This window comes from Ornithinibacillus contaminans, from assembly GCF_001038425.2.
In the GTDB taxonomy this organism is placed as follows: domain Bacteria; phylum Bacillota; class Bacilli; order Bacillales; family Amphibacillaceae; genus Ornithinibacillus; species Ornithinibacillus contaminans.
The window spans coordinates 24,910-45,567 of the sequence record NZ_LDPV02000044.1; the positions used below are offsets into that span (position 1 = coordinate 24,910).

21 protein-coding genes, 1 pseudogene and 1 riboswitch are annotated in these 20,658 nt (G+C 41.2%); of the genes and pseudogenes, 2 read left to right on the top strand and 20 right to left on the bottom strand.

Annotated features, from left to right (window positions below):
- Nucleotides 1–64: 64 nt before the first annotated feature.
- From JF53_RS10890 to JF53_RS10975, 19 genes and pseudogenes are all read right to left on the bottom strand, one after another.
- Nucleotides 65–1,804 (bottom strand): annotated as a pseudogene (locus tag JF53_RS10890) (adenine deaminase C-terminal domain-containing protein).
- A gap of 317 nt (nucleotides 1,805–2,121) precedes the next feature.
- Entirely contained in the window at nucleotides 2,122–2,619 is a 498-nt protein-coding gene (locus JF53_RS10895) for a GNAT family N-acetyltransferase (RefSeq protein WP_047979578.1), read from the bottom strand.
- A complete protein-coding gene (locus JF53_RS10900; RefSeq protein WP_047979577.1) occupies nucleotides 2,609–3,145 on the bottom strand; it encodes a GrpB family protein in 537 nt (178 codons plus the stop codon). Before JF53_RS10900 ends, JF53_RS10895 begins: the two co-directional genes overlap by 11 nt.
- A 15-nt stretch (nucleotides 3,146–3,160) precedes the next feature.
- Nucleotides 3,161–3,652, bottom strand: a complete 492-nt coding sequence (locus tag JF53_RS10905; protein ID WP_053071815.1) for a GNAT family N-acetyltransferase — start codon at nucleotides 3,650–3,652, stop codon at nucleotides 3,161–3,163.
- Nucleotides 3,653–3,705: 53 nt separating this feature from the next.
- Nucleotides 3,706–4,161: an NUDIX hydrolase gene (locus JF53_RS10910; RefSeq protein ID WP_047979576.1), complete on the bottom strand. Its 456-nt coding sequence runs from the start codon at nucleotides 4,159–4,161 to the stop codon at nucleotides 3,706–3,708.
- Nucleotides 4,162–4,294: 133 nt separating this feature from the next.
- On the bottom strand, nucleotides 4,295–5,557 hold the full coding sequence (gene purD, locus JF53_RS10915) for a phosphoribosylamine--glycine ligase (RefSeq protein ID WP_047979575.1): 1,263 nt from the start codon (nucleotides 5,555–5,557) through the stop codon (nucleotides 4,295–4,297).
- Nucleotides 5,558–5,571: 14 nt separating this feature from the next.
- Nucleotides 5,572–7,104 (bottom strand): bifunctional phosphoribosylaminoimidazolecarboxamide formyltransferase/IMP cyclohydrolase, encoded by a 1,533-nt coding sequence (purH, locus tag JF53_RS10920; protein WP_047979574.1) that lies wholly within the window; start codon nucleotides 7,102–7,104, stop codon nucleotides 5,572–5,574.
- 31 nt (nucleotides 7,105–7,135) lie between these two features.
- Nucleotides 7,136–7,333, bottom strand: a complete 198-nt coding sequence (locus JF53_RS17490) for a hypothetical protein (protein ID WP_157052498.1) — start codon at nucleotides 7,331–7,333, stop codon at nucleotides 7,136–7,138.
- Nucleotides 7,334–7,506: 173 nt separating this feature from the next.
- Complete coding sequence (purN, locus tag JF53_RS10925) at nucleotides 7,507–8,076, bottom strand: phosphoribosylglycinamide formyltransferase (RefSeq protein ID WP_047979573.1); 570 nt, start codon at nucleotides 8,074–8,076, stop codon at nucleotides 7,507–7,509.
- A complete protein-coding gene (purM, locus tag JF53_RS10930; RefSeq protein ID WP_047979572.1) occupies nucleotides 8,069–9,091 on the bottom strand; it encodes a phosphoribosylformylglycinamidine cyclo-ligase in 1,023 nt (340 codons plus the stop codon). The genes purN and purM overlap by 8 nt, the downstream gene beginning before the upstream one ends.
- 18 nt (nucleotides 9,092–9,109) lie before the next feature.
- Complete coding sequence (gene purF, locus JF53_RS10935; protein ID WP_047979571.1) at nucleotides 9,110–10,519, bottom strand: amidophosphoribosyltransferase; 1,410 nt, start codon at nucleotides 10,517–10,519, stop codon at nucleotides 9,110–9,112.
- Nucleotides 10,504–12,723 (bottom strand): phosphoribosylformylglycinamidine synthase subunit PurL, encoded by a 2,220-nt coding sequence (purL, locus tag JF53_RS10940; RefSeq protein ID WP_047979570.1) that lies wholly within the window; start codon nucleotides 12,721–12,723, stop codon nucleotides 10,504–10,506. The genes purF and purL overlap by 16 nt, the downstream gene beginning before the upstream one ends.
- The gene (purQ, locus tag JF53_RS10945; RefSeq protein WP_047979569.1) at nucleotides 12,707–13,393 is read right to left on the bottom strand and encodes a phosphoribosylformylglycinamidine synthase subunit PurQ; all 687 of its coding nucleotides are present in this window, start codon (nucleotides 13,391–13,393) and stop codon (nucleotides 12,707–12,709) included. The genes purL and purQ overlap by 17 nt, the downstream gene beginning before the upstream one ends.
- The gene (purS, locus tag JF53_RS10950) at nucleotides 13,390–13,641 is read right to left on the bottom strand and encodes a phosphoribosylformylglycinamidine synthase subunit PurS (protein WP_047979568.1); all 252 of its coding nucleotides are present in this window, start codon (nucleotides 13,639–13,641) and stop codon (nucleotides 13,390–13,392) included. The genes purQ and purS overlap by 4 nt, the downstream gene beginning before the upstream one ends.
- Complete coding sequence (gene purC / locus JF53_RS10955; RefSeq protein ID WP_047979567.1) at nucleotides 13,638–14,351, bottom strand: phosphoribosylaminoimidazolesuccinocarboxamide synthase; 714 nt, start codon at nucleotides 14,349–14,351, stop codon at nucleotides 13,638–13,640. Before purC ends, purS begins: the two co-directional genes overlap by 4 nt.
- Before the next feature lie 10 nt (nucleotides 14,352–14,361).
- Nucleotides 14,362–15,657 carry an adenylosuccinate lyase gene (gene purB / locus JF53_RS10960; protein ID WP_047979566.1) on the bottom strand — a complete coding sequence of 432 codons (1,296 nt, stop codon included), beginning with the start codon at nucleotides 15,655–15,657 and terminating at the stop codon, nucleotides 14,362–14,364.
- A complete protein-coding gene (purK, locus tag JF53_RS10965; protein WP_047979565.1) occupies nucleotides 15,654–16,775 on the bottom strand; it encodes a 5-(carboxyamino)imidazole ribonucleotide synthase in 1,122 nt (373 codons plus the stop codon). Before purK ends, purB begins: the two co-directional genes overlap by 4 nt.
- The gene (gene purE / locus JF53_RS10970) at nucleotides 16,762–17,253 is read right to left on the bottom strand and encodes a 5-(carboxyamino)imidazole ribonucleotide mutase (protein WP_047979564.1); all 492 of its coding nucleotides are present in this window, start codon (nucleotides 17,251–17,253) and stop codon (nucleotides 16,762–16,764) included. The genes purK and purE overlap by 14 nt, the downstream gene beginning before the upstream one ends.
- A gap of 117 nt (nucleotides 17,254–17,370) precedes the next feature.
- Nucleotides 17,371–17,470: riboswitch (purine riboswitch) on the bottom strand.
- A 133-nt stretch (nucleotides 17,471–17,603) separates the two neighbouring features.
- Nucleotides 17,604–18,191: a DUF2179 domain-containing protein gene (locus tag JF53_RS10975; protein WP_047979563.1), complete on the bottom strand. Its 588-nt coding sequence runs from the start codon at nucleotides 18,189–18,191 to the stop codon at nucleotides 17,604–17,606.
- Nucleotides 18,192–18,559: 368 nt separating this feature from the next.
- On the opposite strand from JF53_RS10975, the gene JF53_RS10980 reads away from it, so the two are divergent.
- Nucleotides 18,560–18,994, top strand: coding sequence for an Hsp20/alpha crystallin family protein (locus JF53_RS10980; RefSeq protein ID WP_047979562.1), 435 nt, complete (start codon nucleotides 18,560–18,562; stop codon nucleotides 18,992–18,994).
- A 79-nt stretch (nucleotides 18,995–19,073) separates the two neighbouring features.
- On the opposite strand, the gene JF53_RS10985 is transcribed toward JF53_RS10980, so the two are convergent.
- Nucleotides 19,074–19,739, bottom strand: a complete 666-nt coding sequence (locus JF53_RS10985) for an MOSC domain-containing protein (protein WP_047979561.1) — start codon at nucleotides 19,737–19,739, stop codon at nucleotides 19,074–19,076.
- 289 nt (nucleotides 19,740–20,028) lie between these two features.
- Between JF53_RS10985 and msrA the strand changes: the two genes are divergently transcribed.
- Nucleotides 20,029–20,553, top strand: coding sequence for a peptide-methionine (S)-S-oxide reductase MsrA (gene msrA, locus JF53_RS10990; RefSeq protein WP_083443610.1), 525 nt, complete (start codon nucleotides 20,029–20,031; stop codon nucleotides 20,551–20,553).
- Nucleotides 20,554–20,658 lie beyond the last annotated feature (105 nt).

Below are 20,658 nucleotides of genomic sequence, written 5' to 3' on the forward strand. Positions count from 1 at the left end.
GTCGATTTTTGCCTCTTAGTTGCCTGGTTCCTATCAAATTCATGACCTCTACTTCTATTATATGTTACCTCATAGTAGCTGGAAAGAGTACTTCTCGCTTTTTAATATCAATTATACCTGCCTGAGTGATTCGGATATAGGGCAAATGGGTCGATGATAAAAATAAGATACTGTAAATAGGATCTTGAAAGGAATAGCCAAACTGTTGAAGCGTATCCTTCAATTCCTTCTCAATCCGAATTAACTCCTCCATATTACCCGCAAACATTTTACCACTTAATTGTAGGGGGATTTCTACTATAATTTCACCTTCGTGCACAAGAACAATTCCACCACCTAGCTCTTTCAGACGCTTCCATGCAAGTAGCATATCCGGTTTATTCTTACCAACAAAAACAAGGTCACCGGTTTGGGAAAACGAACTTGCTAAGCCACCTAAATTCTTTGTGAAACCACGAATAGTTGTATTTACGCGCCATTCCCCTTTTTTATCCAATAAAAGAAGGAATGCATCATCACGATCCTCCGGTAATTTATCTACACTTATATCAGTTTGAATCGCATACGGTTTCATAATGACGTCATTTACCATATCCAACCCAATTGGGATTGAAAATTGCAAGTCACTCATATTCATATCCCAGTCAAATTCCAGTGGCTTTAGGTTATAGTTTTCCCAATTAATGGTTGACGGGAATTCTTGAACAACCTCATCCTTCACGATCCATTGTCCTTTTGCTAGAACACTTTCCGGATGCGGGTTGTCCTTTGCTTGTAATATATTAATATTCGCAATCCTCCCCGGAGCTATACATCCAAGCTATTCCTCTAAGTGAAAATGCTTGGCCACATTAAACGTCGCCATCCGGTACGCCTCTTCAATTGGGACACCCCGTTGAATCGCAATATCAATACAGACATTGATTAATCCCTTCTCATAAAATCCAGCTGTTCCACCATCGGTCGTCATGGTTAATTGATCGAAGGTTGTTAATCCCGCTTCTAGTAGTTCATCAAGCAATTGCGGTAAATCTGGACGAATCGACGAATAACGTAAACCCACCTGATAGCCAAGTTTCAAGCGCTTCATCACATCCTCGCCACTAATCGACTCATGATCAGCTGATACACCGAGGAGTTTGAGTTTTGTTAGTGTATTCTCAGAAGCTCCTGGCAGATGCCCCTCAACTGGCAACCCTTTTCGCTTTGCTTGTTGTAGCCAATACAATAAGCGATCATCACCATTCAATAAGCTTGGCCACCCAGTTAATTCCCCACCTTGAATAACAGACGGGTGAGAAAGCCAATCCATCATATCCGTTGTATTAAACAATTCATCCTCATTTAACAATTCCGTTTGCGGGTCAAAGCGTGACCACCAATACATGGTAACTGGAAGCTTGTCAAACTCTTCTAATATCGAAAACGCTTTCTTTTTGTCGAATAAAAAAAGCCATGTTAAGTTATCATTTACTAGTGTTGTTGTGCCGAATCTAGCTGCATATTTTGCTAATTCTTCCGGGTTATAAACTTGAAACGGATGGGCATGTGGCTCCATATAACCAGGAACAACAAACTTCCCCTCACAATCTACTATTTCAGTGTCCGTTGTCTGGTCGGGTAAGTTCTCCCCAACATAGACAATTCGCTCATTATATACCCAAATATTTGCTGTTAGCCATTGCTTTAGGTACATATTTAAATACGTAGCATTTTTCAAAACTAATGTCGGAGCAATTTTGCCTTCCACTACTTTTACATGCTTACGTAGCTCTATATTTCTCCAATACCCATTTTCTAGCATATGGCACACTCCCAATCATAGTTTTTATAATTGTACCATAATTCACGCTTTATTACTGTAAAGTTTTTATGAAGTAGTGTGAAGATTTGTTGACAATTGATGTGGTTTGGGGTGTTCTTTATAAATTTAAATGGTTGTTGTGGATTGAAATTTTGATCCGTGGGGGGGTGAATTCAGCGCAAATTATAGTATATCACCGTTCGTACAATTATTTCAGCGGGAAGAACTGTTATTTCGGCGTAAGCAGTCTTCAACTAGATAAGTTTAGTATATAAAAAGAACGCTCTATTTAAGAACGTTCTCCCCCCAAAAAATATTTACAAGATCTTCGACATATAGTACTCATCCACAAACTCACCATCAATGATCAATGATTTCCTCTTTGTACCTTCCACTTCAAAGCCAGCTTTTTTATACAATGACAGTCCTGGTTCGTTCTTCGTGACCACTGTTAGTTCCAGCCTTTTGATGTTATTAGAGGCTGCCCAATTCTCTAGCTGTTTGAATAGCAATTTACCAATACCTTGTCCTCGATAACCCTCAGAGATTCCAATAACAATATAGGCAGCATGTTTATTCCTTTTAGCGTTACCACCCATGGCAAATAAGTACCCTATTAATTGATTATCTCGTTCAGATACAAGAATAGTAGAGTTATCCTCACTATTAATTCGCTCAATCATCGTTAATTGATTTTCTGGCTGAATAACCCTTTCCCCAGCTTCCCAAAGCATGTATTGTGAACTAGCTTCTACTCGTTGGATTAGATTTGCTAGGTTCTCTGCATCAGATGGTTTTATTTCTCTAATTTTCATGGCGTTTTTGCTCCCTTAAGACTTCTCCAAACCAATGAATTGCCCGCTGTTCCATTTCCTCTACAAAATCCTTCTTTGCTGGACTGTATTCATTTGTATCCTCGTAACGTTGAGCCAATTCTTCCTTAAAATTACTGTACCTAATAACTTCCTCTGGATGAGTCCGTAAATAATCTCGAAAAATTAAGTGCCGTTCGATTTCAGGATTATCAAATTGATAACAATGAATATGGTGCGTCCTATTTTCTCCACCTTTTCGAAAGAACCTTCTACCCGTAATACCCCATTCACCTGCAACATCATATCCAAGAGATTGCATTTTGGAATTGAATAAATCAACCTTCTCTATATCTTTAAAGATACACATCATGTCAATTACAGGTTTTGCCTTCATTCCCGGAACTGATGTACTTCCAAAATGCTCACATCTTATGATTTCCTCGCCGAATATTGTTTTCAGATTTTGTACCTCGTCATGAAACATTTGAGACCATTTATCATTAAATTCAGTGAGCCGAACTTTCATTTATTGTACACTCCTTTAGATACCATATTTATTTAAGTTTTCCGTATTAAACTCTTGGATGTACTTTCCCTCTTTAAAGTACTCTGTAAATTTACCTTTGCTGATCTCCTGAATTAATCCATGCCAAAAAGAATGGGCAGGCTTATTTTTTACTATTTGAGTAATTTTCCAATCACCAGGAAACATGGTAAATAATTTTTTCGCAGCTTCTTTCCCGTATCCCTTTCCACTATGTTTAGCCATGATAAAAAACTCTTGAATTGTGTTAGGGTAAGAATCCTTCGCGCTTTCCACAAGTGCAAATCCAATAAGCTCATCGTCTTTCTTTATAAAATAAGCATGAAAATTTTCATTATCCCAATATTTATCTAATTTAAATGGCTCATATGCACCATCTTCTTCTACACTAATAATAGGAATGTATTTGCTGAATTCATATATGTAAAATTGCATAATATTTTGTAATACATGTTCTTCCTTTGCCTGTACTCTTTGTAAATTTAACAAAAAATCCACCCACTTTTAAATATAAATACTTGAATAAGAACCAATTCTCTAATTTACCCAATAATTTCTCTATCCATATACTGCTTAATAAACTCCCTATACTCATCAGTTAACCCACTAGGCAAATTATGTAATGAAAAATACTGCATGTTTTCTGATTCACTATAATCAATTTTAATGTCTCCACTTACATCTTTCGTATAATAAACAGCTGTTACTGAATATAATTCATCACCATTCGGAACTTTTAAGTAGTAGTTTGAGTCGGAGAATACATTAAGCAATTTTAAGTTTTCAACTGCTAGTCCTGTTTCTTCAAAAACCTCTCTTTTGGCGACTTCTTCAAAACTTTCTCCTAAATCCATTAAACCGCCTGGCAATCCCCAAGTACCCTCGAGTCTCATTTGTAATAAGACTTCATCTTGTTCATTTAAAATGATTACAACTGAACCAGGTAAAATAATTGGTTTATGCCCTACATATTGTCTGAGATATTTATAGTATTCCATTACGTACTCCACCTTCTGGATCGCTATTTGCCTTTAGACTTTATTAAACTGCCAGTTTTTACAACTTACACTTCCATACTACCATAATTTTCAAATAATTTTACTCACTTTTTGCACAAATAAAAAGGACGCTCTATTTCAGAACGTCCTCACCAATCTTACCAATATCCGATCGATAGAAAAATCCATCTATCTCACCAACAGAAGTCAAGCTTTTATATACTAATCTACCTGCATCCGCTAATGTTCCAGCCTTCGCCCCAACTACCAGCACACGTCCACCATCCGACACATAGCCATTAGCTGCTTGCCCAACACCAGCATAAATCGTAAATGTATCGTTCTCAGGAAAAGCAGGAACAGAAACACCTTTTTCATACGACCCAGGATATCCCGCGGAAGCTAGCACGACACCAAGGCAAGCTTTCTCTTCCCATGCCAACTCTGGATTCTTCCCAGCTAACACATCCAGCATCACCTGAACCAGGTCATTTTTCAACAACGGCAATACGACCTGTGTCTCTGGATCGCCGAATCTAGCATTGAACTCAATGACCTTTGGTCCTGCCTCTGTCATGATTAGTCCAGCATACAATATTCCTGTAAACGTACGTCCTTCAGCGACCAATCCACTTGCAGCCTTCTGCAAAATTCCCTCCGCAGCAACCTTAATCACATCTTCTGTTATATCCGCAACAGGAGCATAAGCACCCATGCCACCAGTGTTTGGCCCCGCGTCATGATCAAAGGCACGCTTATGATCGCGTGCTGGAATCATTGGGTAAACATTTTCACCGTTTACAAATGCCATCAAAGAAAATTCTCTACCAGCTAAAAATTCTTCGATAACTACTTTAGCACCAGCATCGGAAAAGGCTTTGGAAACAAGCATATCATCAATCGCTTGGTATGCAATCTCCTCCGTTTCTGCAACAATTACTCCTTTACCAGCAGCTAAACCGTCCGCCTTAATCACAATTGGAGTACCCTTTTCCGCTACATAGCGTTTCGCCAATTCAGCATCTGTAAATGTTTCATAATCAGCAGTTGGGATATGGTATTTCTCCATCAATTCCTTGGCAAAGCTTTTACTACCTTCAATAAGCGCTGCTTCCTTTGTAGGTGCAAAGATTGCTAAATTCTCTTCCTGAAATCGATTTACTATCCCCATTAGTAATGGATTTTCAGGACCTACAAACGTTAAATCGATCGCATTACGCTTTGCAAAGTCGACCAAACCATCAACATCTGTTTCCTCTATCGGTACACAGGTTGCATCACGAGACATCCCGGCATTACCTGGTGCAATAAATAGATTTCCAACTTGGTTACTCTCAGAAAGCTTTCGTACGATACTATGTTCCCGACCACCACGACCAATCACTAAAACGTTCATCAAAGACCCCCTCTTTAATGTTTGAAATGACGCATACCTGTGAATACCATGGCAATTCCATGTTTGTCACATACATCAATGGAATCCTGGTCACGCTTCGAGCCACCAGGCTGGATAATCGCTGTCACCCCAGCTTTTACCGCTTCTTCTACCGTATCAGGCATTGGGAAAAATGCGTCAGATGCCATGACAGATCCAGTCGCTTTCTTACCTGCTTGGTCTATGGCAATTTTAGCTGCCCCAACCCGATTCATCTGACCTGCACCAACACCAATCGTCTGGTTATTTTTTGCTAGTAAAATGGCGTTTGATTTCACATGTTTTACCGCTTTCCAAGCAAATAATAGATCCTGTAGCTCTTGCTCAGACGGCGCTCGTTTTGTAGCTACCGCTAAGTCTTCAGCCGTAACACTACCATTATCTCTGCTCTGTATTAACACGCCACCATCAACAGTAGTCAGCTTGTAGCTAGCTTCATCCTTCGTAGTCATTTCTAACGTTAATAGGCGAATATTCTTCTTTTGTGTTAAGATTTCTAGTGCTTTTTCTGAAAAGCTTGGTGCAATGACAATCTCTAAAAATATCTCGCTTAGTTGTTCTGCCGTTTGGGAATCTACTTCACGATTCAAAGCAACAATTCCGCCAAAAATAGAGACTGGATCCGCTTCAAATGCCACCTGAAAAGCATCCGCAATAGAAGCCGAAACTCCGATACCACACGGATTCATATGCTTCACCGCAACAGCGGCAGGATCTGTATATTCTGCTAAAATCTCCAGTGCCGCATTAGCATCCTGAATATTGTTATACGAAAGCTCTTTCCCGTGTAATTGTTTTGCAGTCGCTAGGCTCATGCCGTTTTGTAGTGGGTTCTTGTAAAATGCCGCTTCCTGATGTGGATTTTCCCCGTAACGTAATGATTGCACTTTTTCATAGGTAACGGTATAGGTCTCCGGAAATTTTTCTCCTGTTTCACTCGCAAAGTAATTCGCGATCAAGGCATCATAGTTTGCTGTATGACGGAATACCTTCGCTGCCAGCTGTTGACGATAGTCATAGTCCGCTTTGTTTGGCTTTAACACGTCCAGCACAGACTCATAATCCCCTGGATCCACAACTACTAGTACATCTGTGAAGTTCTTCGCAGCTGAGCGCAACATCGTTGGTCCACCGATATCAATGTTTTCAATGATCTCGTCTTTTAATACGCCTTCTTTTTCAAGCGTTTGTTTGAATGGGTATAGGTTTACGACAACAATATCAATCGGATCAATATGGTTTTCTTCCATTTGCTTCTGATGACTAGGATAAGAACGTTTCGCTAATAGCCCACCATGAACGGATGGATGCAAGGTTTTGACACGCCCATCGAGTATTTCAGGGAATCCTGTAACCGCATCAATAGCGATTGCCGGTATACCAGCATCTTGTAATACGCTTAACGTTCCCCCAGTAGACACAATCTCGTAATGTAGTGCAACTAAACCTTCCGCAAATTCTACGATATTCCGTTTATCTGAAACACTAATTAATGCTCGCTTCTTCATGGTAAGACCCCTCACTTTTATGAGATATTATTTATCTGCTGTTCTGGCCAAATATCGCTCGAAATCTGTGAACATCGCTCGTTCTGTCCAAATTTCGCCCGATTTCTGTGTACATCGCTCGTTCTGGCCAAATTTCGCTCGATTTCTGTGTACATCGCTCGTTCTGACCAAGTATCGCTCGATTTCCAAAAACATCGCTCGTTCTAGCCAAATATCGCCCGATTTCCAAAGACATCGCTCGTTCTGACCAAATTTCGCTCGATATCCATTAACATCGCTCGTTCTGGCCTAATATCGCCTGATATCCAAAAACATCGCTCGTTCTGACCAAATATCGCCGGATATCCAAAGACATCGCTCGTTCTGGACAAATATCGCCTGAACTATTCCCCCAGCATCCTGTTAATCAGTGGTACTAAGTAATTGGTTAATAACCGCTGGATAAAGGACATGCTCGACCTTTTGGATCCGTGCTTTCAACGTTTCTTCCGTATCATCGGGAAGAACGTCAATCTGCTCTTGGGCTATGATTGGGCCAGTATCGACTCCTTCATCAATAAAATGAACTGTAACACCTGTAACAGCAGCTCCAGCGCGGTAAGCCTGGCCAATCGCATCTTTTCCCGGGAATGCTGGTAATAAGGACGGATGAATATTAACAATTTTTCCCTCGTAGGCTTCTAGCAACGTTTTCCCAACAATTCGCATATAACCCGCTAAAAATATCCATTCGATTTCTGCGGCTTGCAACATGCGAAGTATTTCTTGCTCATATGCTTCCTTTGAATCAAAGGATTTCGGATTTAAAACAAACGTTTGTACATTACATCGAGATGCCTTCTCTATCACACGAGCACCTGGCTTATCACAGATTAATAGCACAACCTCACAGGCGAGATCATCACATTTCATGATCGTTTCAAAATTACTACCAGTGCCCGATGCAAATACGGCTGCTTTCACTTTACTCATAACGCAAATGTACCCCTTCATCACCGACAACACGACCGATTATCGAAGCCTTTTCTCCTACTTCTTCTAATACTTCTAGCGCTGACGCAGCGTCCTTATTTGAAACGACAATTGCCATCCCAATTCCCATGTTAAAAACACCAAACATCTCCTCGAAGGAAAGTTCGCCCTGTGCTTGTAAAAATGGAAAGATTTCTGGGATGTCCCAGCTCGTAGTAGAAACGGCTACCCCTAATCCATCTGGTAGCATTCTCGGTAAATTTTCATAGAACCCACCACCAGTAATGTGGGAAATTCCTTTCACATTGACCTGTTCCATTAATCGCTTCACCTGTTTGGCATAAATGCGTGTTGGCTCAAGCAACCATTCACCTAATGGCTTAGATAACCCTTCTGGAATAGACGTAACATCCATGCCTTCCACTAGCTTCCGAACTAATGAATACCCATTGGAATGAATGCCACTTGAAGGAAGGCCAATCACCACATCTCCAGCATCGATAGAATCCCCCGTAACCAATTTTTCTTTCTCAGCGATGCCAACAACAAAACCAGCTAGGTCATATTCATTTTCCCCGTACATACCCGGCATTTCAGCAGTTTCCCCACCAATTAACGCAGCACCAGCAACTCTACAACCTTCTGCAATCCCAGCAACAATTTGTTCAATTTGTGCTGGATCATTTTTCCCGCAGGCAATATAGTCTAGGAAAAAGAGGGCCTGAGCTCCTTGGGCGACAATGTCATTAACACACATGGCAACTAGATCGATGCCTACTGTGTCATGCTTATCCAGTTGAAACGCAAGCTTTAATTTCGTGCCAACACCATCTGTTCCGGAAACCAATACTGGCTCTTTATAATTCAACGAAGTAAGCTCAAACAATCCTGCGAATGCACCAATCCCTCCAAGCACTTCTGGTCTGGTTGTCTTTGCGATATGTTTTTTCATTCGTTCAACCGCTTCATAACCCGCTTCTACATCAACACCTGCAGCTTTATATACGTTCGACACATGGACACCCCTCTTCGGTTAGCATTTCGTATAGGATATTTCTAATTGCCCTTTTTCTGATACTGGATAATTCCCTGTCATACACGCCATACAAACACCTTGATTGATTGAATCCTCTGTGACAATGGCATTCTCCAATCCATCCGTTGATAAATATGCCAGACTATCAGCACCAATCATGTCACACATTTCTTGAATCGAGTAATTGGCAGCGATTAGTTCGTCCTTTGTGGACATATCAATCCCGTAAAAACACGGATCTGTAATTGCTGGAGAAGCAATTCGAACGTGAACCTCTTTTGCCCCAGCATCTTTTAACATCCGAACAATCCGCTTACACGTCGTACCACGAACAATGGAGTCATCAATCATAATGACACGCTTGCCTTCAACAATCCCCCGTACTGGTGATAGCTTCATTTTCACACCCAACTCACGTAACTCTTGAGATGGTTGAATAAACGTTCTACCAGTATAACGATTTTTAATAAGTCCAATTTCATACGGGATTCCTGTTTGTTCCGCATAGCCGATTGCTGCTGAAATACTAGAATCCGGAACACCGGTGACAACATCCGCTTCAACTGGTGATTCCTTCGCTAGCTCGATCCCCATCCGCTTCCGTGAAGCATGAACATTCACATGATTCAAATCACTGTCTGGACGAGAGAAATAAACATATTCCATCGCACATAGAGCACGTTTTTCTTGTGCGTCAAATCGTGTACTTTCCATTCCTTTATCTGAAATAGTTAATAGTTCACCAGGTAATACTTCGCGCTCATAGGTTGCACCAATTATATCGAACGCACATGTCTCCGATGCAACCACATAGGCATCGCCTAACCTGCCAATTGATAATGGTCGTAACCCTCGTGGATCAAGGGCAACATGCATTTTATCTTCTTTTAAAATAATGAAGGCATATGCACCGACCAGTTGACGCAAAGCATCCTTTAGCCCTTCTAAGGACTCTAATGATCCATTACGTTTAATTAAGTGTGCGAGCACCTCTGTATCAGAAGAGGTCTGTAAAATACTCCCCGCTTCCTCTAACTCCCCGCGTAGTTTATAGGCATTCATGATGTTACCATTATGAGCTAGCGCCATACTACCGAGCTGCGAGCGAAAAAGTAATGGCTGTACATTATCGATTGTTCGTTCTCCTTGTGTTGCGTAGCGTGTATGCCCAATTGCCGCATGCCCACTTAGCTTCGAGAAATCCACTCGTTTAAACACATCATTTACCAGACCTTGGCCTTTATGAAGCTTTAGCTCATGACCATCTGTCGTCACAACACCTGCTCCCTCTTGTCCACGGTGCTGTAAGGCATGCAAGCCATAATACGTTAATTCGGCTGCTTTCTCATGACCCCAAATTCCAAAGACACCACATTCTTCATTCAAGCCTCTTATTTCAGCAAGCATGGGATTGCCCCTCTCCAAAGGTTGCATAGCTCTTCTACTTCTTCACTTAAAATAACCGTTTCCTCATTATGAACCGTGAGATAGCCATCAGCTGTGACTGTACCAATTTCAATGGCATCTTCTACTAAAAATTCAAATGCTTCCTTATGCGCTTCCTTTACACTAACAAGAAAGCGTGATTGTGTCTCACTGAATAATGCTACGGTTGGATCCGCCGCTATGTTAATATCAGCACCTAAAAACGTATCCGTAAACAAGCTTTCTGCTAACGCCACACCTAATCCACCTTCTGCAAGATCATGTGCCGACGTAACCATTCCTTGTTGAATCGCGGTTAATAGCTGCGATTGTCTTGTTGCCTCAACATGCAAATCAATTTCCGGAGCTTTTCCTTGGTAGATTCCTTCTAATAGATTTTGCAGCTCACTTCCACCGAATTCAGCTTTTGCTTCACCAATCACATAAATGACATCACCCGCTGCTTGGAAATGACTTGGGGTAATATGATCTAGCGACTCATGCAAACCAACCATCCCAACAATCGGCGTTGGAAAAATTGCTTTCCCTTTTGATTGGTTGTATAAGGAAACATTCCCACTAATAACAGGAGTCCCAAGTGCATCACATGCTTCACTCATACCTTCCACGCTTTTCTCCATTTGCCAAAACACTTCTGGATTTGTTGGATTTCCATAGTTGAGACCATCGGTTAATCCAAGTGGTCTCGCTCCTGAACAAACAATATTACGAGCCGCTTCAGCCACCGCAATTTTTCCACCAGTCTCTGGATCTAAATAAATATAGCGAGAATTACAGTCTGTTGTTATTGCTAATGCTTTATTTGTCCCTTTAATTCGTACGACAGCTGCATCGGAGCCTGGTGCAACGACCGTATTGGTTTGTACCATCGAATCGTACTGATCATACACCCATTCCTTACTGGCAATGGTTGGCTGCTGTAATAATTGTTTTAATACAGCACGATGGTCCTTGACTACAGGTATTGTATTGCCAATCTTCTGAAATTCTTGGTAATACGTCGCCTCTTGAGCTGGTAAATGATAGACAGGCGCTTCCTCTGCTAATGCATCCACCGGAATCTCTGCTTGAATTTCACCATGCTGTTTAATACGGAAAACTTTTTCCTTTATAACATGACCTACTGCAATTGCACGAAGGCCATAGCGTTCAAATACATCAATGATTTCTTGCTCTCTACCTTTCTTCACCACCAACAGCATTCGCTCCTGGGATTCAGAAAGCATTAATTCATACGCATTCATATGTTGTTCACGCTGTGGAACAAGGTCTAAATCCATTTCCATTCCTGTTCCAGCTTTACTTGCCATTTCACTTGCAGATGATGTCAGACCTGCTGCACCCATATCCTGCATACCAACTAGTGCATCCGAATGAATCACTTCTAAACTAGCTTCAATAAGCAGCTTCTCCATAAACGGATCGCCTACCTGTACTGCCGGACGGTCTTTTGCTGCATCCTCTGCTAAATCATCTGACGCGAAGGTTGCACCATGAATCCCATCACGACCTGTTGGTGCTCCAGCATATAACACCGTATTCCCAATACCAGCAGCAATTCCTTTTTGAATATCAGCATGATCAATTAAGCCAATACACATCGCATTGACTAGTGGATTATCCTCATACGAATCGTCAAATTGAACCTCGCCACCAACAGTCGGAATCCCAACACAATTTCCATAGCCAGCAATTCCGCTGACTACCTCTGAAAATAAGTATTTCACCCGATCCGTCGTCAAATTACCAAATCGTAACGAGTTCATCAAAGCAATTGGACGAGCCCCCATTGAAAAGACATCCCGAATTATCCCACCAACACCAGTTGCCGCCCCTTGGTATGGCTCAACAGCAGATGGATGGTTATGACTCTCAATCTTGAAAACAACTGCCTGGTTATCCCCAATATCGATAATCCCAGCACCCTCACCTGGCCCTTGCAATACATGGGGTGCTTTGGTCGGAAATTTTTTTAATAATGGTTTGGATGTTTTATAGCTACAATGCTCCGACCACATTACTGAAAAAATACCTGTCTCCGTAAAATTAGGACGACGACCAAGAATCTTCTTCACCATCTCAAATTCGTGATCACTTAACCCCATTCCTTGATAAAGCTTTTCTTGTTCAATTTGCTCTGGACTAATCTCATGCGTTTGCAACATAGTGGGACTCCCTCCAGTTTTGGACGATTGATTGAAACAGCTTTAGCCCATCCTCACTGCCAAGCAGCGCCTCAACGGCACGCTCTGGATGTGGCATCATACCGAGAACATTTCCCGCTTGATTGATGATTCCAGCAATATCAGCAACAGACCCATTTGGGTTGTTTTTATACGTAAATACGATTTGATTATTCGCTTTTAACGTTGCAAGTGTCTGTTCATCACAGAAATAATTTCCTTCCCCGTGAGCAATCGGAAACCGAACGATTTCATCTTTTTCATAGCCCCGTGTAAAAATCGTGTCATTATTTTCCACGATAAGTTCTTCTTGATGGCACATGAAAGCAAGCTTTTTATTACGCATCAGCGCACCAGGAAGTAAACCGGCTTCGGTTAGAATTTGAAATCCATTACAAACACCGAGCACTGGCTTTCCTTTTGCAGCATGTTCTTTTACTTGGTTCATCACATCTGACGTAGCTGCTACTGCCCCGGATCTGAGGTAATCCCCATAGGAGAAACCACCCGGAAGTAAGATTCCATCATAGTTTTCTAGTTTACTATTTTGGTACCATACCAAATCTGCCTCTTCGCCAAGCACTTCATTAGCGGCATGATACATATCGCGATCACAGTTGGAGCCTGGAAAAACAATGACAGCAAACTTCACGAGCGAACAGCCCCCTCGAGTTCGAAGTGATAATCCTCGATTACTGGATTGGCAAGCAGTTTATCACACATTTCCTTCACACGAGTATCCACGTCCGCACCATCTTCCACCTGCATTTCTATGTATTTCCCAACGCGTGCCTCTTGAACCTCTTTATACCCTAATGTGTTCAGTGATTCTTGGATAGCCTTCCCTTGTGGATCTAGCACACCTTGCTTCAATGTAATGTAAACTGTTACCTTTCTCATAATCTTGCCTCCAGTCGCTGTAGTATTTGTTCATAAACGCTTATTAAATCACCAATATCCTGGCGAAAAACATCCTTATCCATTTTTTCCTCCGTCACCATATCCCATAGGCGACATGTATCCGGAGAAATTTCATCGGATAAGACAATACTTCCATCCGGCAATCTTCCAAACTCAAGCTTAAAATCTACTAATGCAAGATTTATAGATTGAAATAACTCACGTAGCACGGTATTAATTTCTAATGCCATTACTTTTAATTCACGTAATTCTTTGGCTGTACTATCTGTTAAAAGCAGAGCATGATCATCATTAATTAAAGGATCATCTAATGCATCATTTTTATAGAAAAGCTCCACAAGCGCTGGCTCAAATGGCGTCCTCTCCTTGAATCCAAGCCGCTTCGTAATACTTCCGGTTGCTACATTACGAACAACTACCTCTAGTGGAATAATCTCAGTTGCCCATACGAGCTGTTCCGTATCATTCAGCCTTTCCAAAAAGTGCGTGCGAATCCCTCGCTCATGTAAATAAGGAAAGATTAGGGAAGAAATTTCGTTATTTAATCTCCCCTTCCCAGTAAAGCTTGCCTTCTTCTTGCCGTTAAATGCAGTCGCATCATTTTTATAGGACAAAATGAGTTGCTCTGAATTGCTAGCTGAACGATAAACCTTCTTAGCCTTTCCTTCATATAAAAGCTCTGCCTTCACGTTAGTCACCTCAGTTTAAGCCGATGCGATCAAAGATAACATCAACATTTTTTAAATGATATGTGTAATCAAAGCATTCCTCAATTTCCGCTTCTGTAAGTAATGACGTTATTCTGTTTTCTTGTGAGACAAGCTCCTTGAAATGTACTTCAGTTTCCCATGCTTCCATCGCCTTAGGCTGGACAATATCATATGCTTCCTCACGCGCCATTCCTTTATCAATAAGGGCTAAAAGCACACGTTGTGAGAAGATAACACCATGTGTCTTATCAATATTTCGTTTCATATTTTCTGGGAAGACCGTTAAGTTTTTCACGATATTCCCAAATCGATTTAACATGTAGTTAAGGGCAATCGTTGCATCCGGTAAAATCACACGCTCAGCTGATGAATGGGAAATATCACGCTCATGCCATAGGGCTACATTTTCATAAGCAGTCAGCATATAACCACGAATGACTCTTGCCATACCAGTCATGTTTTCGGAACCAATTGGGTTACGTTTATGCGGCATTGCCGAAGAGCCCTTTTGACCTTTTGCGAAAAATTCTTCCACTTCACGTGTCTCTGTCTTTTGCAGACCACGAATTTCAGTAGCGATTTTTTCAATGGATGTTGCAACTAATGCAAGTGTGGAAATATACGCTGCATGACGATCACGCTGTAAGGTTTGTGTAGAGACTGGTGCTGCTGATAGTCCTAATTTTTCACAAACATATTGCTCCACAAATGGGTCGATATTCGCATACGTACCAACCGCACCAGATAATTTGCCAACCTCAATCATTTTTGCGGCTAGTTCAAAACGCTCTAGATTACGTTTCATTTCTTCATAATAAAGTGCTAGCTTTAGTCCAAACGTAGTTGGTTCGGCATGAACCCCATGTGTTCTCCCCATCATGACGGTATGCTTATGCTCGATTGCTTTGTTCTTTAAAATCTCAATGAAGTTGTTGATGTCTTTACGGATGATTTCATTTGCTTGCTTTAACAAATACGATAGCGCAGTATCCACCACATCGGTTGAGGTTAATCCGTAATGCACCCATTTTCGCTCTTCGCCGAGTGTTTCTGAAACGGCACGAGTAAATGCAACTACATCATGTCTCGTTTCCTTTTCAATTTCATAAATACGTTCAATATCAAATGAAGCATTAGCACGAAGCTTTTTCACATCTTCTTTCGGAATAATGCCAAGCTCACTCCATGCTTCACATGCTAAAATTTCTACTTCTAGCCATGCTTTAAATTTGTTTTCCTCTGTCCAAATCTTGCCCATTTCTTCTCTGGTGTAACGTTCAATCATTGTTTTGCCTCCTCAAGCTTTTCAAGCTGTTCGTTGATGTTTTCTCCAATAAAGGTAATATGCCCCATTTTTCGTTTCGCTTTCGCCTCGACCTTTCCATATAAATGGACATAGCCTTGGTTCAGCTTAGGCATCGCCTGTTGAATTGCTTCTAAATCTTCCCCTAATATATTAATCATTCTCGCTGGTTTTATAAGCTCTACCGGCACAAGCGGCAGACCACAGATTGCGCGGATATGCTGGGCAAATTGTGATATCGTGCATGCCTCAATTGTATAATGGCCAGAGTTATGTGGGCGTGGAGCCATTTCATTTACATAAAAGTCATCCCCTGCAACAAACATTTCAATCGCAAAGGTGCCAACAATATTCATTTGATCTGCCAAAACAGTTGCTGCCTGATACGCTTTTTCCTGAATTCCACCTGCAATAGTCGCACGGACAGTCGTTTGATACAAAATATGGTCCTTATGTACATTTTCAGCAATTGGGAAAAATTCCATTTCTCCTATCGCTGTTCGCGTGAAAATCACCGAAATCTCCTTATCAAATGTGACCCAAGTCTCGATAATACAAGGTGCGTTCTTATCTGCAAATCGGATCGCAGCAGGAATGTCTGCTGCCGATTCAAGCTTTAACTGACCCTTTCCATCATAACCACCACGGCAGGTTTTTATCACGACTGGAAGAGCCACATTTCGGAGTACATCCTCACACTGAGCACCATCTCGTACGATGGAAAACGCTGGTACAGGTAGCCCTAAATCCTTCATGAGTTGTTTTTCTTTTGCACGATCTTGGGTAATCTCAAGCGCTTTTACACCTTGTGGTAATTTCCCATGGCTCTCAATATATTTCGCTGCTTCCACATCAACATTTTCAAATTCATAGGTTACAACATCACTTATTTCCGTTAATTCCTTTATCGCGGTTCTGTCGTCATAGGCTGCAATGATTTGCTTATCGGCCACTTGAGCTGTTGGGCAATTCGGTGTTGGATCTAATACAGCAACCTGATAGCCCATATATCGTGCAGCAATCGCCATCATCCTACCAAGCTGACCACCACCAATGATACCGATTGTTTGCGGGGGTAGAATGCTACTATTCTTCTGCAAGGTCTTCCCTCATTTCCGCCACTTTTGCTTGCATCTCCTTTCGATAGTTTGCTAGTTTAATCGCAACGTCTTCATCAAAAGCACCAAGAATCTGTGCTGCTAGGATGCCTGCATTTATTGCGCCAGCTTTTCCGATGGCAACAGTTGCCGTTGGAACACCACCTGGCATTTGTACAATAGAAAGAAGTGAATCAAGTCCATTTAATGCTTTACTTTGAATTGGCACGCCAATGACAGGAAGTGTTGTCTGCGATGCTACCATTCCTGGCAAATGTGCCGCGCCGCCAGCGCCTGCGATAATTACCTTTAATCCTCGCTCACGTGCGGTCTTTGCATAGTCAAACATGATATCCGGCGTTCGATGAGCGGAAATTACATCTTTTTCATACGGTACTTGGAGCTCATCTAATAGCTGACAAGTATGCATCATTGTTTCCCAGTCTGATAGGCTTCCCATAATAACCCCAACAGTTGCCATACGATCGTCTCCTCTATATAGAAAAAGTTTTCCATTAAAAAAGTCTATTCGTCTCCCTCATATGAGAGAAGATGAATAGACAAAAAAGCAACCTAAAGTAACCATTGATATCCGATACAATGATTCATCCTCCCTCATAGTCCAGCATTTACGGTGCCAGGTAGAAACTCTTAAGCCATATCCCTAAGAATATATGAGGAATCGTTTTGAATTGTCGCCTTTAGAATAACAAAACAATCTGGTGAAGTCAACTAATTGTCGAACGTTTTAATTTTATAATATGTTAATGTTCGGTTTTTACTGCGATCGTTGCACTTCCATCCTGTTATTTCATTTTATTTTCTAGTAATTTATTCTTGCGGTTCCTTTTCAGTTTCTTTTCCTGTCTTATGTCTCGGCTTCAATAAGGCACCTTTTCGTACATGTTTCACCCAAAATCCGCCATAGATTTGTTTCGGTTCATAGGAAATAATAAATGCTTTTGGATCAATTGTTTTTATTTCTTCATAAAGTTTCAATTCATATTTTCTCGGTGTTAGGATTTGCATTGATAAACGATCTCCGTCCATACCATAAGCAGACCAACTCGTCACACCATACCCCTTTTCCCTGAGCCTTCTCGTAAAGTTAAGATCCGGATTTCCTGACACCACATTAACTGTAATGTAACCAAGTGCCAATTTTTCCTCAATAATAGACCCAATCACAACCCCGATTCCATACCCGAGCGCATATGCAATTACATTTTGAATTTCATTTAAATTATCGAGGACGAGCCCTAAACCAAATATATACACCACGATTTCAAACATACTCACAAAAGCCGCAATATACCGCCGACCTTTTAGTGTTAGAATCATTCGAATCGTGAACATAGATACATACACAACATTGATAATTAATATAATGGAAACCATTACGATAGCATTATTAAGCAAAAAATAACCTCCTGCATGACTAACTTTTATAGATGCGTGTTCTAAATTTTTTATTCTGGGTTTGTGGTTCTGCTGATGTTACGGGATTCCTGCTGATATTTTGGAATATCTGCTGATGCTACGGGATTCCTGCTGATATTCTGGAATATCTGCTGATGCTACGGGATTCCTGCTGATATTCTGGAATATCTGCTGATGCTACGGGATTTCTGCTGATGTTACCGAATTCCTGCTGATACCCGCCCAGTTCCGCTGATATCGCAGGATTCCTCCTAATGCTCATCCACCAGAAAATCTGTTATACTCACCCATTTTTATCATTCGCATATAGTATCACTATCATACTTTGAAAAAACGAGGTGTTTCGTGTGGACCCATTTTCACAAATGACTGATTGGAAGAAAAATATGGATCAATTTTTCGGCGAGCAATTTTGGGATCAATTTGAAGGGATCCTTAAACCAACCATTCCCCAAATTAATTTATATCAAACTGACCATGAACTTCTATGCATTGTCAATGTCCCTGGATTAACAGATTTAAATAAAATTGATATTTATGCTGATTATGCATCATTAGAACTGCGTGGTGTAATTGACATTAGCCATCAAGGTGGAACAGTTGTAAAGGAAGAAATTTTACAAGGTGTGTTCGAGCGGACTGTGCACCTCCCCTTCCCTGTTCGCCCTGATAAAATACAGGCAACCTATCGAAATGGTCTTGTCTACATTCAATTACATCGCTTGATCTCCGATAACAGTCGTAAAAGCCGCGTGCAGCTTGAATTAATTGAAGAAGAATAAATTCAAGAAGCGAATGCCCCCTTTCTACTCTTATAATCGATTATAATAGTAGAAAAGGGGCATTATTTTATTTTTTCCTTTAGTAACGCAATCGTTTCCTTAATGAATGCTTCCAGCCATCAGCAAGTAGTTCACACGCTACAAGTTCTTTAGCAGCTTCTAAGTCATCATTCCGCACATTTAATACATCATTACATGCAGCAATGGTCCATTTTGGAAGTGGTCGCTCAAGCAACTGAAGATTGAGCCCCGCTTCAACCGCCCCCTCTTGGAGGACTCGGTAATACCAACCCGTTCTACCAGTGTTTTGAATCCGCACTACAAAATCAGGGACCAGATAACGTCTTCCTGGTTTCCAGCACGGCTTTCTTGGTTGAGATACTTGAATAATTGTCTCACCCATTTGATAGATATCACCAATACATACAGTGGATTCATCCATGTTTTTCACGGACAGATTCTCACCCATTGCACCAGCACCAATTTCATCAATAGGTAAATCTGCTAACCAAAAATCATAATGCTCAACCGGATAAGCAAAAACAGATTTTTCTGGGCCACCATGATTCTTTTTATCCGCCACTTCATCCCCAGCTAGACCTGTTTTACTTAACCAAACGGAACCCGCTATGACTTCTTTAAACATTCCTGTCTCCCACTGTTTTTCCATTAGATTGGTGGCGTCAGGGTCACCAACCTGCCTTACTTTACCAGTTAATATCTTGTCTAAGAAAGGATTATCCATCTGGCACCTTCTTTCCGAACTGCTTCTTCCTACAGTTTATCATATTGAGCGGTGTTTGCGGCTAGTATGAACTGAGGAGTTGGGGTGGTGCGGTTGAAATGTTAAGCTGCATGAAATAATGCTAAAAGCGAGGCTAAAATGTTAAAAATAAGCGAAAACGTTAGGCGCCCTGCTGTGGCACAGGTGTCCGAATATCTAATGCTCCAATCGTGCTACTTTCCTCAAATTATGGTATAGTTTTTTAAAATATAGCTGCCATTGACTGGCAGTTTGATATGGGGGAAGTCACGTGACAGCATTAAAAAAAGCAACATTTGCGGGTGGTTGTTTCTGGTGTATGGTAAAACCGTTTGATCAGTGGGACGGGGTTCATGCCGTTATCTCTGGTTACACTGGCGGACATGTAGAAAACCCAACTTACAAGGAAGTAAAAACAGGAACTACCGGCCATTATGAAGCCGTTGAAATTACATTTGATCCGAGTATCATTTCCTATCATGAAATATTGGAAGTATATTGGCGCCAAATTGACCCAACAGATGCAGGTGGTCAATTCCAGGATCGCGGAGACCAATATCGCGCCGCTATTTTCTATCACGATAAGGATCAGCAGGAGCTTGCAGAAGCATCCAAGAAAGCATTATGTGACAGCGGCAAGTTTAGCAAACCAATCGTTACCGAAATCTTACCTGCAGTACCCTTCTATCCTGCTGAAGATTACCATCAGGATTTTTATAAAAAGAGTGAAAAAGAATATAAAGAAGATCGTGCCAAGTCTGGCCGTGATGAGTTTATCGCCGAGAATTGGAAATAATAGATTGAGCTGAGCATCCTCTTATGCAGGGATGCTTTTTAATTGATAGAAGTTAAAATTTCCAGTTTGCCTGATTTGAATAAATCTGCTAATTAGCTAAACTCT

Bases quoted from the DNA above. Each gene is read 5' to 3' on its own strand.
- JF53_RS10895 (WP_047979578.1), bottom strand. From the start codon at position 2,619: ATGAAAATTAGAGAAATAAAACCATCTGATGCAGAGAACCTAGCAAAT.
- JF53_RS10900 (WP_047979577.1), bottom strand. From the start codon at position 3,145: ATGAAAGTTCGGCTCACTGAATTTAATGATAAATGGTCTCAAATGTTT.
- JF53_RS10910 (WP_047979576.1), bottom strand. From the start codon at position 4,161: ATGGAATACTATAAATATCTCAGACAATATGTAGGGCATAAACCAATT.
- purD (WP_047979575.1), bottom strand. From the start codon at position 5,557: ATGAACGTTTTAGTGATTGGTCGTGGTGGTCGGGAACATAGTATCGTA.
- purH (WP_047979574.1), bottom strand. From the start codon at position 7,104: ATGAAGAAGCGAGCATTAATTAGTGTTTCAGATAAACGGAATATCGTA.
- purN (WP_047979573.1), bottom strand. From the start codon at position 8,076: ATGAGTAAAGTGAAAGCAGCCGTATTTGCATCGGGCACTGGTAGTAAT.
- purF (WP_047979571.1), bottom strand. From the start codon at position 10,519: ATGCTTGCTGAAATAAGAGGCTTGAATGAAGAATGTGGTGTCTTTGGA.
- purL (WP_047979570.1), bottom strand. From the start codon at position 12,723: ATGTTGCAAACGCATGAGATTAGTCCAGAGCAAATTGAACAAGAAAAG.
- purS (WP_047979568.1), bottom strand. From the start codon at position 13,641: ATGAGAAAGGTAACAGTTTACATTACATTGAAGCAAGGTGTGCTAGAT.
- purB (WP_047979566.1), bottom strand. From the start codon at position 15,657: ATGATTGAACGTTACACCAGAGAAGAAATGGGCAAGATTTGGACAGAG.
- purE (WP_047979564.1), bottom strand. From the start codon at position 17,253: ATGGCAACTGTTGGGGTTATTATGGGAAGCCTATCAGACTGGGAAACA.
- JF53_RS10985 (WP_047979561.1), bottom strand. From the start codon at position 19,739: ATGGATAATCCTTTCTTAGACAAGATATTAACTGGTAAAGTAAGGCAG.